Below are 16,583 nucleotides of genomic sequence, written 5' to 3' on the forward strand. Positions count from 1 at the left end.
GTTCGGTGGGAAGGTTAGCCTAACCTTGGCCGAAAGCGATAAGGGGACCCTAATTTTTCGGGTCCCCTCGTCGTTCCCCGCTCGGCGCGGGTGCTTCCGTCAGCCGGCGAAGCCCAGTTCGCGGGCGATCAGCATGCGCTGGACCTCGCTCGTACCCTCGCCGATCTCCAGGATCTTGGAGTCCCGCCACATGCGGGCCACCGGGTACTCGTTCATGAAGCCGTAGCCGCCGTGGATCTGCGTGGCGTCCCGGGCGTTGTCGACGGCGACCGTCGAGGAGTACAGCTTCGCGATCGCCGCCTCCTTCTTGAACGGCTCCCCGTGCACCAGCCGGGAGGCCGCGTCGCGCCAGCCGATGCGGGCCATGTGGGCGCGCGTCTCCATGTCGGCCAGCTTGAACTGGATGGCCTGGTTGTCGCCGATCGGCTTGCCGAAGGCCTGCCTCTCCTTGGCGTACTTCACCGACTCGTCCACGCAGCCCTGCGCGAGACCCGTGGCCAGGGCCGCGATGGCGATGCGGCCCTCGTCCAGGATGCGCAGGAACTGGGCGTAGCCGCGGCCCTCCTGGCCGACCAGGTTGGCGAGCGGAACCCGTACGTCGTCGAAGGACAGCTCGCGGGTGTCGGAGGAGTTCCAGCCGACCTTGGAGTACGGAGCGGCCACCGTGAAGCCCGGGGTGCCGGACGGGACGATGATCGAGGAGATCTCCGGGCGGCCGTCCGCCTTGCGGCCGGTGACGGCCGTGACGGTGACCAGGCCCGTGATGTCCGTACCGGAGTTGGTGATGAAGCACTTCGAGCCGTTGATCACCCACTCGTCGCCGTCGCGCACGGCGGTGGTGCGGGTCCCGCCCGCGTCACTGCCCGCGCCGGGCTCGGTGAGGCCGAACGCGCCGAGCACCTCGCCGGAGCACAGCTTCGGCAGCCACTGCCGCTTCTGCTCCTCGGAGCCGAACAGGTACAGGGGCATGGCGCCCAGGGAGACGCCCGCCTCCAGGGTGATCGCGACCGAGGAGTCGACGCGGGCCAGCTCCTCCAGGGCGATGCCGAGGGCGAGGTAGTCGCCGCCCATGCCGCCGTACTCCTCCGGGAAGGGCAGGCCGAACAGGCCCATGCGGCCCATCTCGCGGACGATCTCGTACGGGAACTCGTGCCGCTCGTACAGGTCGCCGATCTTCGGCGCGACCACGTCGTGCGCGAACGCCTCGACGGTGCGGCGGAGTTCCTCGTGCTCGGGGGTGAGCCGGTGGTCGAGGGACATGGTGTGACTACTCCTTGTGGGAGAGGGCGCGGACGGTACGGGAGGGGCTGGGGCGTCCCAGCTGTTCGGCCATCCACACGCTCGTGGCGGTGAGGGCGGCGAGGTCGACCCCGGTCTCGATGCCGAGGCCGTCGAGCATCCACACCAGGTCCTCGGTGGCGAGGTTGCCGGTGGCGCTCTTCGCGTACGGGCAGCCGCCGAGGCCTCCGGCGGAGGCGTCGACCGTGGTCACGCCGTGCTGGAGCGCGGCGAGGGTGTTGGACAGCGCCTGGCCGTAGGTGTCGTGGAAGTGCACGCCGATCCGGCCGGTCGCCACGCCCTCCTCGTTCAGCGCGGACAGCAGGACCTGCACGTGGCCGGGCGTGGCGACGCCGATGGTGTCGCCGAGGCTCAGCTCGTCACAGCCGAGGTCGAGCAGGGCCTTGGCGACGGAGACCACCTGGCGGACCGGGACCGGCCCCTCCCAGGGGTCGCCGAAGCACATGGAGAGATAGCCCCGGACGTGCGCGTCCTGCGCCTTGGCGCGGGCCACGACGGGCTCGAACATGGCGAGGGACTCGGCGACGGTGCGGTTCAGGTTGCGGGCGGCGAAGGTCTCGGTGGCCGAGCCGAACACCGCGATGCGGGTGGCGCCCAGGGCGAGTGCCCGGTCCAGGCCCCGTTCGTTGGGGACCAGGACCGGGAGCTGTGCCCCGACGTCGGAGAGCAGGGGGAAGAGCTGCTCGGCGTCCGCCAGTTGGGGGACCCACTTGGGGTGGACGAAGCTGGTGGCCTCGATGGTGGTGAGGCCGGCCGCGGCGAGCCGGTGGACGAACTCGGCCTTCACCTCCGTCGGTACGGCCGTCTTCTCGTTCTGCAGCCCGTCCCGCGCGCCGACCTCGTGGATGCGCACGCGCGGCGGGAGCCCGGCGGGGGCCGGGACGGTCATGGGCAGCCCGTTCACGAGGCCTCCTCCTCTTCGTCGGGGGTCACCACGGCCAGGACCTGGTCCATGGCCACGGTGGTGCCCGGGGTGACGTCGAGTTCGGTGACGGTGCCGGCGTGCGGGGCGGAGATGACGTGCTCCATCTTCATCGCCTCGACCACCAGCAGGCTCTGACCGGCCGTCACCTTGTCGCCTACGGCGACCTTGACGACGGTGACGGTGCCGGGCATCGGGGCTGCGAGGGTGTCCGCCCCCGCGCCGGCCGCGCCCTTCGCGGTGACCGGGTCGTGGTGCTGGACGTGCCAGCTGTCGCCGTCGCGGCCGAGCCAGACCCCGTCCGGGGAGGTGGCGTGGCTGAACCGGTGCGTGACGCCGTCCAGTTCGACGGTGACGGTGTCGGCGGTGAGGGTGACGATCCGGGCGCGCGCCGGTGCGCTGGGGCTCTGCCCCAGACCCCGCGCCTCAATCGCCGGCGAGGCCTGATCTGGCGCGGCGCCGTCGTCGGGTGCGGGCAGCAGGAGCTCCTGCTCCGTTCCCCGCTGCCGGGTGCGGACCTCCACGGGGTCCTGCCCGGGGAGGCGGAGGTGGTGCACCGTCCAGGCGGGGGTGCCGCCCAGGCGCCAGCCGTTGGCCGAGCCGAACGGGTCGACCCAGCCGGCCCGCTCCGCCCCCGCGGGACGCGCCAGCAGCGCAGCCGCCGCGTACACCTCCGGCGGGACGCCGTCGGGCAGGAGGGACGGGAGGTCCCGCTCGACCAGACCGGTGTCCATCTCCCCCGACACCACATCGGGGTGCGCGAGCAGACGCCGCAGGAAGCCGGCGTTGGTCTGGACACCCAGGATCACGGTGTCGGCCAGAGCACCCCGCAGCACCCGCAGGGCACTGGCCCGGTCGGGCCCGTACGCGATGACCTTCGACAGCATCGGGTCGTACGTCGAGCCCACCGGAACGCCCGCCGTCAGCCCGGAGTCGGTGCGCACCGCGCCGCCGTCCGGCTCCGACAGCGCCAGCACCGTGCCGCCGGACGGCAGGAACCCGCGCGCCGGGTCCTCCGCGCAGACGCGGGCCTCGATCGCGTGCCCGGTCAGCCGGATCTCGTCCTGGGTGACGGGCAGGGCCTCGCCGGAGGCGACCCGCAGCTGCTGCTCCACCAGGTCCAGGCCCGTGACCAGCTCGGTCACCGGGTGCTCCACCTGGAGGCGGGTGTTCATCTCCATGAAGTAGTACGAGGACGGGTCCCCGCCCGGCACGATGAACTCCACCGTGCCCGCGCCGACGTACCCGCAGGAGCGCGCCGCCTCCACGGCCGCCGCGCCCATCGCCGCACGGGTCTTCTCGTCCAGCAGGACAGAGGGGGCCTCCTCGATGACCTTCTGGTGGCGCCGCTGGAGGGAGCACTCGCGCTCGCCCAGGTGCACCACGTTCCCGTGGGCGTCGGCCAGCACCTGGATCTCGATGTGCCGGGGCCGGTCGATCCACCGCTCCACGAGCAGGGTGTCGTCGCCGAAGGAGGACTTCGCCTCGCGGCGGGCGGCCGCGATCTCCTCGGCCAGCACCGCCTCGTCCCGCACCAGCCGCATGCCCTTGCCGCCGCCGCCCGCCGAGGGCTTGAGCAGCACCGGCATGCCGATCTCCGAGGCGGCCGCGGCCAGTTCGGCGTCCGTCAGGCCGCTGCCGGACGAGCCCGGGACCACCGGGACGCCGGCCGCCCGGACGGTCTCCTTGGCCGTGATCTTGTCGCCCATCAGGGAGATGGCGGAGGCGGGCGGCCCGATGAAGGCCAGCCCGGCCGCCGTGCAGGCCGCCGCGAACGCGGCGTTCTCGGCGAGGAAGCCGTAGCCGGGGTGGACGGCCTCGGCGCCGGTGCGCTTCGCGGCGTCGAGGAGCCGCTCCACCGACAGGTAGCTCTCGGCGGCGGCCGCCGGGCCGATCCGGACGGCCGTGTCGGCCTCGCGCACGTGGCGGGCGTCGGCGTCCGCGTCGCTGAAGACGGCGACGGAGCGGATGCCGAGCTCCCGCAGGGTGCGGATGACCCGTACGGCGATCTCGCCCCGGTTCGCCACCAGAACAGTGCTGAACATCAGTGAGGTCCTCACGTCACAAGTCACGGATCACATGCGGAAGATGCCGTAGCCGCGGTCGCCCAGCGGGGCGTTCGCGCACGCGGTCAGGGCCAGCCCCAGCACCTGCCGGGTCTCCATCGGGTCGATGACCCCGTCGTCCCACAGCCGCGCGGTGGCGTAGTAGGCGTTGCCCTGCTCCTCGTACTGCGCGCGGACCGGGGCCTTGAAGGCCTCCTCGTCCTCGGCCGGCCACTCCTGGCCCGCACCCTCGATCTGGTCCCGCTTGACGGTCGCCAGCACCGAGGCGGCCTGCTCGCCGCCCATCACCGAGATCTTGGCGTTGGGCCACATCCACAGGAAACGCGGCGAGTACGCCCGGCCGCACATCGAGTAGTTGCCCGCGCCGTAGCTGCCGCCGACGACCACGGTCAGCTTCGGGACCCGGGCGCAGGCCACGGCCGTGACCATCTTCGCGCCGTGCTTGGCGATGCCGCCGGCCTCGTAGTCGCGGCCGACCATGAAGCCGGAGATGTTCTGGAGGAAGAGGAGCGGGATGCCGCGCTGGTCGCACAGCTCGATGAAGTGGGCGCCCTTCTGGGCGGACTCGGCGAACAGGATGCCGTTGTTCGCGATGATGCCGACCGGGTGGCCGTGGATCCGGGCGAAGCCGGTGACCAGGGTCTGCCCGAACTCGGACTTGAACTCCTGGAAGCGGGAGCCGTCGGTGATCCGGGCGATGATCTCGCGGGCGTCGTAGGGGGTGCGGGAGTCGACGGGGACCGCCCCGTACAGCCCGTACGGGTCCACCTTGGGCTCCTCGGGAGCCTCGACCGACCAGGGCAGGGCCCCGCGCTCGGGCAGTGTCGCCACGATGTTCCGTACGATCCGCAGCGCGTGCGCGTCGTCCTCCGCGAGGTGGTCGGTCACGCCGGAGACGCGGGAGTGGACCTCGCCGCCGCCGAGCTCCTCGGCCGTGACGACCTCACCGGTGGCGGCCTTCACCAGCGGCGGGCCGCCGAGGAAGATCGTGCCCTGGTTGCGGACGATGACGGCCTCGTCGCTCATCGCCGGGACGTAGGCCCCGCCGGCCGTGCAGGAGCCGAGGACGGCGGCGATCTGCGGGATGCCGGCCCCGGACATGCGGGCCTGGTTGTAGAAGATCCGGCCGAAGTGCTCCCGGTCGGGGAAGACCTCGTCCTGCATGGGGAGGAAGGCGCCGCCGGAGTCGACCAGGTAGAGGCAGGGGAGACGGTTCTCCAGGGCCACTTCCTGGGCGCGCAGGTGCTTCTTCACGGTCATCGGGTAGTACGTGCCGCCCTTGACGGTGGCGTCGTTCGCGACGATCACGCACTCGCGCCCGCTGACCCGGCCGATGCCCGCGATCACCCCGGCGGCGGGGGCGGCGCCCCCGTACATCCCCTCGGCGGCCAGCGGGGCCAGCTCCAGGAAGGGGGAACCGGGGTCGAGGAGGGTGTCCACGCGCTCGCGGGGGAGCAGCTTCCCGCGCGCGGTGTGGCGGGCGCGGGCCTTCTCGCCGCCGCCGAGGCGGGCCGCGTCGAGCCGGGCGCGCAGGCCTTCGGCGAGTTCGCGGTGGGCGGCCTCATTGGTCCGCCAGGCCTCGGACGCCGGGTCCGCGGCGCTCGTCAGCACTGGTGCCTGCTGCATCGGTCGAGCTCCCTTGCTCGTGCACGCTTTGTTAATGACCGTTAACGCGTTCGGGTCTCAGGTTAACGAGCGCTAACCGCCCTGTCTAGAATGGATTTCCATGAGCACCAGAGCGGCCACCCCGACCCGTCGCGAGCAGATCCTCAGTGAGGCCGCTCGTCTTTTCGCGGAGCGCGGCTTCCACGGCGTCGGCGTGGACGAGATAGGGGCGGCGGTCGGCATCAGCGGCCCCGGTCTGTACCGGCACTTCGCCGGCAAGGACGCCATGCTCGCCGAGCTGCTCGTCGGGATCAGCGAGCGGCTGCTGACCGGCGGCCGGCGGCGCGTCGAGGAGGCGGCCGGGGACCCGGAGGCGATCCTCGCCTCCCTCGTCGAGGGCCACATCGACTTCGCCCTCGACGACCGGGCGCTGATCACCCTGCACGACCGCGAGCTCGACCGGCTGCGCGAGGCCGACCGCAAGCTCGTGCGCCAGCTCCAGCGGCAGTACGTCGAGCTGTGGGTCCAGGTCGTGCGGGAGCTGCACCCCGAGGTCGGCGAGGCGGAGGTACGGGTGGCCGTGCACGCCGTCTTCGGCCTGCTGAACTCCACCCCCCACCTGGGCGCGCCGGGCCGCGAGGCCACCGAGTCGCTGCTGCGCAGGCTGGCGAACGGGGCCTTCGGGGCGTTGTCGGGGTGAGGCGCGGCTTGAGCGGTACTTGGCGGAACGGACGCCTCCGGGTGGGCGGCGGCAGAATGGGCCGCATGCCGAAGCCGATAGAGACGCCCGTACCCAGCCGCGCCGAACTCATCGACCACCTGGTCCGCACGCGGATCGCGGGGCAGGTGGCCACCCCGCGCGAGAACAACCTCTCCCACTACCGCAAGCTCGCCAACGGCGACCGGCACTACTGGCTCGGCCTGGAGCTGGGCGACCGCTGGGCCGACGAGCAGGACGTACTGGCCGTGATGGCCGAGCGCGTCGGCGTCGTCGACGACCCGGCCCACCGCGCCGGCCAGGACACCATCGACCCGGAACTGACCGTCGCGGGCCTGGACCGGATGGCGGCCCGGCTGCACAAGGCGGCCCTCGACCGCCACAGCGTGCTGCTGGCCACCGGCCACCCCGGCGGGCTGCTCGACGTCCACCGCGCCACCGCCGACGCGCTGCGCGCCGCGGGCTGCGAGATCGTCCGCATCCCGGCCGGCCTGATCGCCGACGAGGGCTCGGTGTGGCAGTTCGCCGACGTGGCCGTGCTGGAGCGGGGCGCGACCCTGTGGCACACCCACTCCCCGGCCCCGATGGCCGCGATCCTGGACGGCCTCGCGGCGGAGGGCCGCCCGCAGCCGGACCTGGTCGTCGCCGACCACGGCTGGGCGGGCTGCGCGGCGCAGCGCGGGCTCGACGCGGTGGGGTACGCGGACTGCAACGACCCGGCGCTGTTCCTGGGCGAGGCGGAGGGCACCCTCCAGGTGGCCGTCCCGCTGGACGACCACGTCCGCGACCCCCGCTACTACGACCCGATGGTGGCGTACCTGCTCTCGGCGGCGGGCCTGGTCTAGCGCCGGCCGCCCGGTCCCGGGCGGCCGTGAACGGTGCCTGCGGGCGGGGGTGTTGTCAGTGGCCCCGCCTACGGTCGGCCGTATGACCGACGCCGCGAACCCCCTGTCCGCGCTGGACTCCGCCACCGCCGTTCCCGGGCTGCCGCCGGGCCGGCTGATCACCCGCGCGGTGCGCGGACGGCTGCGGCGGTCGCGCCGGGAGCCGCTGCTGTGGCTCTCCGACGGGCCGGTGGACGCCCCGGCCGCGTCGTACCCCGCACCCGCCGGGCTGCGGGGCGTACTGCTGCACGACCGGCACGGGCCCGAGCGGTGGTGGGAGGACGAGGAGAACGCGGAGCCGGACCGGTGCTCCGACCCGGACGACCACGACGTCCAGACCGTGCTGCGGGAGTACTGGGACGCGGTCGTCCCCGACCGCGAGGAGGGCGCCGAGGGCGAGGAGCTCATCGCCCCCTTCGCCCGGTCCTGGCCGGGCACCGCCTGGCCCGGCACCCCGGCCGCCGAGCCCGGAGCGGCTGCCGCCGCGCTCGCCGGCGAACTCCTCGGGCAGGGTCTGCTCGGCTGCCCCCGGCTGGCCCTGGTCCCCGCCGGGCGCGGGGCCGACGTACCGGCCGCGCTCGGCTGGAGCGGCCCGCTCAACCACGAGAACGACACCGCCCGCATCAGCGCGGTCCTGCGCTCCTGGGAGGACCGCTTCGGCGCCCGCGTCCTCGCGCTCGGCTTCGCCACGCTCGACCTGTCGGTGGCGGCCCCGCCCCGGACGCTCGCCGAGGCCCTCCCGGTCGCCGCCGAGCACTTCGCGTTCTGCCCCGACAACGTCTGGCAGGGCTCCGGCACCGTCCGCGCGTACGCCGAGGAGGCGCTGGTGGGCCAGGCCCACTGGTCGTTCTGGTGGGACTGAGGCGGGTCTACGTCGCGTGGGGGCCGTTCCTGACCGGCCGCGTGTGGATCTTCGACAGGCAGGCCGGCAGGGCCGCGTCCGCCTCGTGGTCGCGGGCCCGGTACGCGCTCGGGCTCTCGCCCACCAGCTCCGTGAACCGCGCGCTGAAGGAGCCCAGCGAGGTGCAGCCCACCGCGAAGCAGACCTCCGTCACCGACTGGTCGCCCCGCCGCAGCAGGGCCTTGGCCCGCTCGATCCGGCGCGTCATCAGGTAGCTGTACGGGGTCTCCCCGTACGCGGCGCGGAAGCTGCGCGAGAAGTGCCCCGCCGACATCAGGGCGACCTGCGCCAGCGCGGCGACGTCGAGCGGCTCCGCGTAGTCGCGGTCCATCAGGTCGCGGGCCCGGCGCAGCCGGGCGAGGTCCTCCAGGTTCACCCGTTCAGCCTTGCACAGCCCCGGGCGGTACCGAAGGTTCCGCGGGGGATGCGGGCGGCGGGGTGGGCGTCGGGTCCAGGTAGACCCGGCGGATCGCCGGCCACCGCTCCCGCAGCTGGTCCTCCGCGTCCTCGCAGGCCGCCTCCACCTGCCGGGCCGACGCCAGGTCGTGGAAGTCCACCTTCGCCGCGATCAGCACCTCGTCCGGCCCCTGCACCAGGGTGGTCAGCTCCAGCACCCCCTCGATGTGCAGGACCGACAGCAGCTCCTCGCGCACCTCCGCCCGCATCGGCGCGGGCAGCGGCCGCCCGATCAGGTACTGCGCGTTCGAGCGCCCCAGCTCCCACGCCACCGCCACCAGCAGCAGCCCGATCAGCAGCGAGGCCACCCCGTCGTAGACGCCCGAGCCCGTCAGCCGGGCCCCCGACAGCCCGCCCGCCGCCAGCGCGAGGCCGATCAGCGCGGCGGCGTTCTCCAGCAGCACCGCCTTCACCGCCGTGTCCGGGGTGTGCTTCACGTACAGGCCCAGCGGCGCCCGCGTCCGGGCCGCCTCGCCCGTCACCTGCCGCCAGGCCACCAGCAGCGAGTACCCCTCCAGGACGAACGCGACCGCGAGGACGGCGTACGAGAACACCGGGTCGCCGGGCTCCTCCCCGTGCACCAGGGTGTGGATCCCGTCGTAGAAGGCGAAGACGGCGCCGCCCGCGAACGTGGCGATGGAGGCGAGCAGCGCCCAGATGTAGCGCTCGGGCCCGTACCCCAGCGGGTGCGCCTCGTCGGCGGGCCGGGCGCTGCGCTTCAAGGAGGCGAGCAGCAGCACCTCGGTGACCGTGTCGGCCACCGAGTGCGCGGCCTCGGCCAGCATCGCGCTGGACCCGCTGACGATCCCGGCGAAGGCCTTCGCGGCGGCGATGGCCAGGTTGGTGACCACGGCGACGACCACCGTGGCGACGCTCTCGGATCCCGCCCCCGCGTCCGAGGCTTCGGCATCGGCTTCGACCGGCATGGGGCGACGGTACGTCCGCTCAGCCGCGCGGGACGCGCACGACACCCTCCTGGATCACGGTGACCGCCAGGCGGCCGTCCTGGGTCCAGATGCGGGCCTGGCCCAGGCCCCGGCCGGCGGAGGCCGAGGGGGACTCCTGGTCGTACAGGAGCCATTCGTCGGCGCGGAAGGGCCGGTGGAACCACATGGCGTGGTCCAGCGAGGCGCCGACCACGTCGCCGACGGCCCAGCCGCCCCGGCCGTGAGCGAGCAGCACCGAGTCGAGCAGGGTCATGTCGGACACGTAGGTGGCCAGGCAGATGTGCAGCAGCGGGTCGTCCGCGAGCTTGCCCCGGGTCCGGAACCAGACCTGGGAGCGGGGCTCCAGCGGCTCGCCGACCGTGCCCCAGGGCGGGGTGGTCGCGTACCGCAGGTCCACGGCGCCGCGCGCCTCCAGCAGCCGTTCGACGGTGCCGGGGTCGCGGAAGATCTCCCGGTACGCCGGCAGTGCCTCGGCGGCCGTCGGCAGGGTCTCGGGGTCCGGCGCGGCCGGCATGGCGGCCTGGTGCTCCATGCCCTCCTCGTACGTCTGGAAGGACGCGGAGAGGTGGAAGATCGGCTGTCCGTGCTGGACGGCGACCACGCGGCGGGTGGTGAAGGACCGCCCGTCGCGGATCCGGTCCACGGAGTACACGATCGGCGCACCGGAGTCGCCGGTCCGCAGGAAGTACGAGTGGAGCGAGTGCGGCAGCCGGTCCGCGGGCACCGTCCGGCCGGCCGCGACCAGGGCCTGGGCCGCGACCTGGCCGCCGAACACGCGCGGCACCAGGGAGGTGCGGCTCGTGCCGCGGAAGATGTTCTCCTCGATCTGCTCCAGGTCGAGCAGATCGAGGAGGTCGGCCAGGGCCGCGTCTCTTTCGAACTCAGCCAAGTGGGTTACAGACCCATCGACTTGGCGATGATCGACTTCATGATCTCGCTGGTGCCGCCGTAGATGCGGTTGACGCGGTTGTCGGCGTACAGGCGGGCGATCGGGTACTCGTTCATGTAGCCGTAGCCGCCGTGCAGCTGGAGGCAGCGGTCGATGACGCGGTGCGCGACCTCGGTGCAGAAGAGCTTCGCGGAGGCGGCCTCGGCCGGGGTCAGCTCGCCGGCGTCCAGGGCCTCCAGCGCGCGGTCGGCGACGGCCTGGGCGGCGTCCACCTCGGCCTGGCAGGCGGCCAGCTCGAACTTGGTGTTCTGGAAGTGCGCGACCGGCTTGCCGAAGACGGTGCGGTCCGTGACGTACTGCTGGGCGAACCGGACGGCCGCGGCGGCCTGGGCGTAGGCGCCGAAGGCGATGCCCCAGCGCTCGGAGGCCAGGTTGTGGCCGAGGTAGTAGAAGCCCTTGCCCTCCTCGCCGAGCAGGTCCTCGACCGGGACCTTGACGTCGACGAACGCCAGCTCGGCGGTGTCGGAGGTCTTCAGGCCCAGCTTGTCGAGCTTGCGGCCTATCGAGTAGCCCTCGGACTTGGTGTCCACGGCGAAGAGGGAGATGCCGAATCGGCGGTCCTCGGCCGACGGGGCGGAGGTGCGGGCGCAGACGATCACGCGGTCGGCGTGGACGCCGCCGGTGATGAAGGTCTTGGAGCCGTTGAGGACGTAGTGGCTGCCGTCCTCGGAGAGCTTGGCGGTGGTCTTCATGCCCGCGACGTCGGAACCGGTGCCCGGCTCGGTCATCGCCAGCGCCCACATCTCCTCACCGGAGACGAACTTCGGGAGGAAGCGCTTCTTCTGCTCGTCCGTGGAGAGCATCTTGATGTAGGGCAGGGCGAGCAGCACGTGCACGCCGGAGCCGCCGAAGTTGACGCCCGCGCGGGAGGTCTCTTCGTAGAGGACGGCCTCGAACTTGTGGGTGTCCAGGCCCGCGCCGCCGAACTCCTCGGGCACGTTGATGCCGAAGATGCCCAGCTCGCCGAGCTTGTAGTAGAAGTCGCGCGGCGCCTGGCCGGCCTGGAACCACTCGTCGTAGACGGGGACGACCTCGGCCTCGATGAAGGCGCGGAGGGTCTCGCGGAACGCCTCGTGGTCCTCGTTGAACACCGTACGGCGCACGGCCGGCTCCCTTCGTCGCGGCAGTCCGCCGCCCATGTCTAAGCGCTTGCTCATAGCTAAGTTACCGGCGGGTTGTGGATCCTGTCCATAGCGGGTCGGTCACACCGGCCGACGGTACGACAACACCAACTGCACGATCCTCGGCATGCTGGTCGAGAAGGTCGCCGGCGACTCGTACGCCCACCAGGCCGAGGTCCGGATCTTCCGCCCGGTCGGCATGACCGGCAGCCCCTTCCCCAGGGGCGCCGACCCGCGCGTCCACGGCCCGCACGACCGCGGGTACCAGCTGATGGGCGGCAAGCAGGTGGACGTCACCGCATGGAACATGACGGCGACGGCATGAAGACCGTCCGGCGTTTCGGCCCGGCCGCGTTCAACCGCTGAACCGGCGGCGCGGGCCCGGCCCGGTCCGAAAGCCACGGCCTGGCACCCCCTCGCCGTCCCCTCCGGACAGGCGCAGCGCGAACCACAGCTCCATCCGGGTGTCCGGGTCGTCGAGGTCCCGGTCCAGCAGCGCCGCGCAGCGGGCGACGCGCTGGCGGACCGTGTTGCGGTGCACGCCGAGGGCCGCCGCGCTGCGGTCCCAGCTGCCGTGGTGGGCCAGCCAGCCGCGCAGGGTGTCCCGCAGGGCGGCGGAGAGGGGCTCCAGCAGGGCCTCGGCGTGGGCCCGCGCCTCGGCCTCGCCGACCAGCCCCGCGAAGCCGGGGTCCGTGTGCCGGGACAGCGGGGTCCGCGCCGCCTCCGCGCGGGCGAGGGCGCGGCGGGCCTGCGCCGCGGCGGTGGCCAGGGCGCCGGGTGCGGCCGGGGCGCTGACCCCGAGCCGCCAGCCGGGCTGCGGGCCGGGCTCGCGGTCGGTGAGCAGCCGTACGCCGTCCCCCCGCGGGTCCAGCAGTACGGTGCCCAGCGCGGCGGCGAGGGCCCCAGGGTCGCCGCCGCCCCGGGCGTGGACCGCGTACCAGGGTCCGGGGGCCAGCGCCCCGGCCGGATCCCCGTCCAGCAGCAGCCGGGTCAGGGCCGCCGCCTCCGTTCCGGCGGGGCGCTCCGCGGTGACCAGGGCCAGCAGTACGGCGGCGATGGAGGCGATGGTGTGGTCGCCCGGGGTCCGTCCCGGGGTGGCCAGGGCCAGCACCCGCCCGCCGCCCACGGCGTACGCGGCCAGGCTCGCGGCGCCGAGCGCGTCGGTGCCGGTGGCGGCGGCCCCCGGAGCCACCCGGCGGGCCAGCGCCGCCACGGCGTCGACCACGTCCGCGCCGGGACCGGCCCCGGCCGTCTCCGCGACCCGGGGCGGGCCCCCGGTCCCCGCGCCGGCGCTGCCCGGGTCGAGCAGCGCGGCCCAGCCGCCCAGGCTCGCCGCCAGCCGGGACAGCACCGCCGGGACCGGGTCCGGGCGGGCCGCGGCCGCCGCCAGGGCCTGCTGCGCCTCCGCGACCCGGCGCAGCTCCCGCGTGCGCGCCTCCGCCATCAGCCGCCCGACGCTGCGGGCGACCGCCGTGAACGGGGTCCCGGGCGGGACCTCGACGAGCGGGAGGCCGTACCGTTCGCACGCCTCGGCCAGACCGGGCGGCACCACCTCGTGCACCGGGGTCACGCCGAAACCCAGCGCGGCGGCTCCGGCTCGGGCGAGCCCGCCGACGTACGCCTCGGCCCCGTCCTCCGTCAGCGCGGCCCCGGCCGTCAGCAGCAGCTCGCCGCCCAGCAGGTACGGGGACGGGTCCGCCATCTCGGAGGCGTGCACCCCGTGCACCTCCGCCGCCGCCGGCCCCGCGAGGTGCCGCAGCCCCAGCCCCCGCTCACCGAGCAGCTCCGCGAGCCCCACGGGCGGCGTCAGCGGCTCCCCGGCGGGCGCCGCCGCCGGCGCGCTGCCGGGGTTCGGGGGGACCGGGGCGTCGGGCATGGATACTCCGTACATCGCGATGCTGTCAGATGGATGAAACGTACTCTCCCCACCCTCTCGCGGCACCCTTACGCTCGAAGGACCGCACCAGCAGGACCACCAGAAGGGCACCCCCCATGAGCACGCAGCCGCGCGGCCCCGTCGACTCCTCCCGCATCCCGCGCTACGCGGGCCCGGCGACCTTCGCCCGCCTGCCGCGCCTCGACGAGGTCGGCTCCGCCGACGTCGCCGTCGTCGGCGTGCCCTTCGACTCCGGCGTCTCCTACCGCCCCGGCGCCCGCTTCGGCGGCAACGCCATCCGCGAGGCCTCCCGCCTGCTGCGCCCGTACAACCCGGCCCAGGACGCCTCCCCCTTCGCCCTCGCGCAGGTCGCGGACGCCGGTGACATCGCGGTGAACCCCTTCAACATCAACGAGGCCGTCGAGACGGTCGAGGCCGCCGCCGACGAGCTCCTCGGCAACGGCTCCCGCCTGATGACCCTCGGCGGCGACCACACCATCGCCCTGCCCCTGCTGCGCTCGGTCGCGAAGAAGCACGGCCCGGTGGCCCTGCTCCACTTCGACGCCCACCTCGACACCTGGGACACCTACTTCGGCGCCGAGTACACCCACGGCACCCCGTTCCGCCGCGCCGTCGAAGAGGGCATCCTCGACACCGAGGCGCTCTCGCACGTCGGCACCCGCGGCCCGCTGTACGGCAAGCAGGACCTCGACGACGACGCCAAGATGGGCTTCGGCATCGTCACCTCCGCGGACGTCTACCGCCGCGGCGCCGACGAGGTCGCCGACCAGCTGCGCCAGCGCATCGGCGACCGCCCGCTGTACATCTCCATCGACATCGACGTGCTCGACCCGGCCCACGCGCCCGGCACCGGCACGCCGGAGGCGGGCGGCATGACCTCCCGCGAGCTGCTGGAGATCATCCGCGGCCTGTCCTCCTGCAACCTGGTTTCGGCCGACGTCGTCGAGGTCGCCCCGGCGTACGATCACGCGGAGATCACCTCGGTCGCGGCCTCGCACACCGCGTACGAGCTGACCACGATCATGAGCCGTCAGATCGCGGCCTCCCGCCAGGGCTGACCCCCGGCACGGTGGCGAAGACGGGGCACAGCGAGCAGCAGCCGAGCACGAAGGGCACCACACACCCGTGACGCACGACCACGACCTGGTACTCCGTCCCACCGAGGCCCAGACGGCGGCCGCCCTGGCGCCGCCGCCGGGCCGCACGGGCGGGGACCTGGTCGTGGAGACGCTGCGCGGCCTCGGCGCGACCACCGTCTTCGGCCTGCCCGGCCAGCACGCACTGGGCCTCTTCGACGCCGTCGGCCGCTCCGACCTGCGCCTGGTCACCCTGCGCACGGAGAACAACGCGGGCTTCGCCGCCGACGCCTACGGCCGCCTCACGGGCGAGGCGGTGCCGCTGCTGCTCTCCACCGGGCCCGGGGCGCTGATGTCCCTGCCCGCCCTCGCGGAGGCGGCGGCCGCGTCCGCGCCCGTCGTCGCGATCTCCTCCCAGGTCCCCACGGCGGGCCTGGGCGGGGGCCGTCGGGGCCACCTGCACGAGCTGCGGGACCAGTCGGCCTCCTTCCGCGACGTGGTGAAGTCCGTCCACACCGCCCGCACCCCCTCCCAGGTCCCCTCCGTGGTCGCCGAGGCCTGGGAGTCGGCGCTCACCGCCCCGCACGGCCCGGTCTGGGTGGAGATCCCCGAGGACGTGCTCCGCGCCGAGACGCTGATCCCGCAGGTCACCGGCATGGACGCGACCCCGCACGAGCTCGCCCCGCGGCCGGAGCTCACCGCGCTGGCCGCGCACTGGCTCTCCAAGGCCTCCCGCCCCGTGATCATCGCGGGCGGCGGGGTGGTCCGCGCCGACGCCGCCGGCAAGCTCAGGCAGCTCGCGGAGCGCCTGAACGCCCCCGTGGTCACCACCTTCGGCGGCAAGGGCGCCTTCCCCTGGACGCACCCGCTGTCGCTGCGGTCCTGGCTGGAGGACCGCCACACGACGGACTTCCTGGAGGACGCGGACGTCCTCCTGGTGGTCGGCTCCGGGCTCGGCGAGCTGTCCTCGAACTACCACACGTTCTTCCCCACGGGCCGGGTCGTGCAGATCGAGGCGGACCTCGGCAAGCTGGAGTCCAACCACCCCGCCCTCGGCATCCACGCCGACGCCCGCCTCGCCCTCCAGGCACTCCTGGAGACGGTCGAACCCCGCGAGGACGAAGAGGCCCCCGAGCGGGTCCGCGCGCTGCTCGCCGCGATCGAGGACCGCCTCGCCCCGCAGGACGTCACCCTCGAACGCGAGCTCCTGGCCTCCATCAGGCAGGCCCTCCCGCCCCGCTCCCCGTCCTTCTGGGACATGACGATCCTGTCCTACTGGGCCTGGTCCGCCTTCGACGCGAAGCACCCGAACACCATGCACTCGGCGCAGGGCGCGGGCGGCCTCGGATACGCCTTCCCGGCGGCCCTGGGCGCGGCGGTCGCCGAGCCCGGCACCCCGGTCCTCGCCGTCTCCGGCGACGGCGGGGCCATGTACTCCCTCTCGGAGCTCGCCACCGCGAAGGAACACGACCTGGACGTCACCTGGCTGATCGTGGACGACGGGGGCTACGGCATCCTCCGCGAGTACATGACGGCCTCCTTCGACGGCCGTACGACGGCCACGGAGCTGACCCGCCCGGACTTCACCGCCCTGGCGGCCTCCTTCGGCGTGCCGGCGTCGACCACCACGCCCGACACCCTCCGCGAGGACCTCGCCCGCGCCCTCAAGACCCCGGGCCCCTCGGTCCTGGTCCTCCCCGCCACCCTCAAGATGTTCGCGCCGACGCACGTCTGAACCCGTT

14 protein-coding genes and 1 pseudogene are annotated in these 16,583 nt (G+C 73.7%); 6 read left to right on the plus strand and 9 right to left on the minus strand.

Annotated elements, in window-relative coordinates; all coding sequences use genetic code 11:
* Positions 1-99: 99 nt before the first annotated feature.
* From ACZ597_RS23355 to ACZ597_RS23370, 4 genes are read right to left on the minus strand one after another with little or no spacing between them, the layout of a single operon-like run.
* Positions 100-1,260, minus strand: coding sequence for an acyl-CoA dehydrogenase family protein (locus ACZ597_RS23355; protein ID WP_471333259.1), 1,161 nt, complete (start codon positions 1,258-1,260; stop codon positions 100-102).
* 7 nt (positions 1,261-1,267) lie between these two features.
* Positions 1,268-2,188 carry a hydroxymethylglutaryl-CoA lyase gene (locus tag ACZ597_RS23360; protein WP_471333429.1) on the minus strand — a complete coding sequence of 307 codons (921 nt, stop codon included), beginning with the start codon at positions 2,186-2,188 and terminating at the stop codon, positions 1,268-1,270.
* 11 nt (positions 2,189-2,199) lie between these two features.
* Positions 2,200-4,266: an acetyl/propionyl/methylcrotonyl-CoA carboxylase subunit alpha gene (locus ACZ597_RS23365; RefSeq protein WP_471333263.1), complete on the minus strand. Its 2,067-nt coding sequence runs from the start codon at positions 4,264-4,266 to the stop codon at positions 2,200-2,202.
* Between the two features lie 30 nt (positions 4,267-4,296).
* Complete coding sequence (locus ACZ597_RS23370) at positions 4,297-5,913, minus strand: carboxyl transferase domain-containing protein (protein WP_471333266.1); 1,617 nt, start codon at positions 5,911-5,913, stop codon at positions 4,297-4,299.
* Between the two features lie 100 nt (positions 5,914-6,013).
* Between ACZ597_RS23370 and ACZ597_RS23375 the strand changes: the two genes are divergently transcribed.
* From ACZ597_RS23375 to ACZ597_RS23385, 3 genes are all read left to right on the plus strand, one after another.
* Complete coding sequence (locus tag ACZ597_RS23375) at positions 6,014-6,592, plus strand: SACE_7040 family transcriptional regulator (protein ID WP_471333268.1); 579 nt, start codon at positions 6,014-6,016, stop codon at positions 6,590-6,592.
* A 56-nt stretch (positions 6,593-6,648) separates the two neighbouring features.
* Complete coding sequence (locus ACZ597_RS23380) at positions 6,649-7,455, plus strand: phosphatase (protein WP_471333431.1); 807 nt, start codon at positions 6,649-6,651, stop codon at positions 7,453-7,455.
* Between the two features lie 82 nt (positions 7,456-7,537).
* Positions 7,538-8,356, plus strand: a complete 819-nt coding sequence (locus ACZ597_RS23385) for a DUF4253 domain-containing protein (RefSeq protein ID WP_471333271.1) — start codon at positions 7,538-7,540, stop codon at positions 8,354-8,356.
* A 7-nt stretch (positions 8,357-8,363) separates the two neighbouring features.
* On the opposite strand, the gene ACZ597_RS23390 is transcribed toward ACZ597_RS23385, so the two are convergent.
* Genes ACZ597_RS23390 through ACZ597_RS23405 form a run of 4 tightly spaced genes read right to left on the minus strand, consistent with a single transcriptional unit; the run spans position 8,364 to position 11,850 of the window.
* Complete coding sequence (locus ACZ597_RS23390) at positions 8,364-8,771, minus strand: helix-turn-helix transcriptional regulator (protein ID WP_471333274.1); 408 nt, start codon at positions 8,769-8,771, stop codon at positions 8,364-8,366.
* Positions 8,772-8,775: 4 nt separating this feature from the next.
* Positions 8,776-9,777, minus strand: a complete 1,002-nt coding sequence (locus ACZ597_RS23395) for a cation diffusion facilitator family transporter (RefSeq protein WP_471333278.1) — start codon at positions 9,775-9,777, stop codon at positions 8,776-8,778.
* A gap of 19 nt (positions 9,778-9,796) precedes the next feature.
* Complete coding sequence (gene tesB / locus ACZ597_RS23400; RefSeq protein ID WP_471333281.1) at positions 9,797-10,687, minus strand: acyl-CoA thioesterase II; 891 nt, start codon at positions 10,685-10,687, stop codon at positions 9,797-9,799.
* Between the two features lie 5 nt (positions 10,688-10,692).
* Positions 10,693-11,850, minus strand: a complete 1,158-nt coding sequence (locus tag ACZ597_RS23405; RefSeq protein ID WP_471333434.1) for an acyl-CoA dehydrogenase family protein — start codon at positions 11,848-11,850, stop codon at positions 10,693-10,695.
* Between the two features lie 115 nt (positions 11,851-11,965).
* Here ACZ597_RS23405 and ACZ597_RS23410 point away from each other — a divergent pair.
* Positions 11,966-12,193 (plus strand): annotated as a pseudogene (locus ACZ597_RS23410) (serine hydrolase); the annotation flags it as partial.
* Between the two features lie 30 nt (positions 12,194-12,223).
* Here the strand turns inward: ACZ597_RS23410 and ACZ597_RS23415 are convergent.
* Positions 12,224-13,744, minus strand: coding sequence for a PucR family transcriptional regulator (locus ACZ597_RS23415; protein WP_471333284.1), 1,521 nt, complete (start codon positions 13,742-13,744; stop codon positions 12,224-12,226).
* 116 nt (positions 13,745-13,860) lie between these two features.
* On the opposite strand from ACZ597_RS23415, the gene speB reads away from it, so the two are divergent.
* Together speB and ACZ597_RS23425 are read left to right on the plus strand one after the other, a co-directional pair.
* On the plus strand, positions 13,861-14,823 hold the full coding sequence (speB, locus tag ACZ597_RS23420) for an agmatinase (RefSeq protein WP_007264163.1): 963 nt from the start codon (positions 13,861-13,863) through the stop codon (positions 14,821-14,823).
* A 67-nt stretch (positions 14,824-14,890) separates the two neighbouring features.
* Positions 14,891-16,576 (plus strand): thiamine pyrophosphate-binding protein, encoded by a 1,686-nt coding sequence (locus tag ACZ597_RS23425; protein ID WP_471333287.1) that lies wholly within the window; start codon positions 14,891-14,893, stop codon positions 16,574-16,576.
* The last annotated feature ends 7 nt before the right edge of the window (positions 16,577-16,583 follow it).

The sequence above is a fragment of the Streptomyces sp. NPDC040718 genome, assembly GCF_055593565.1.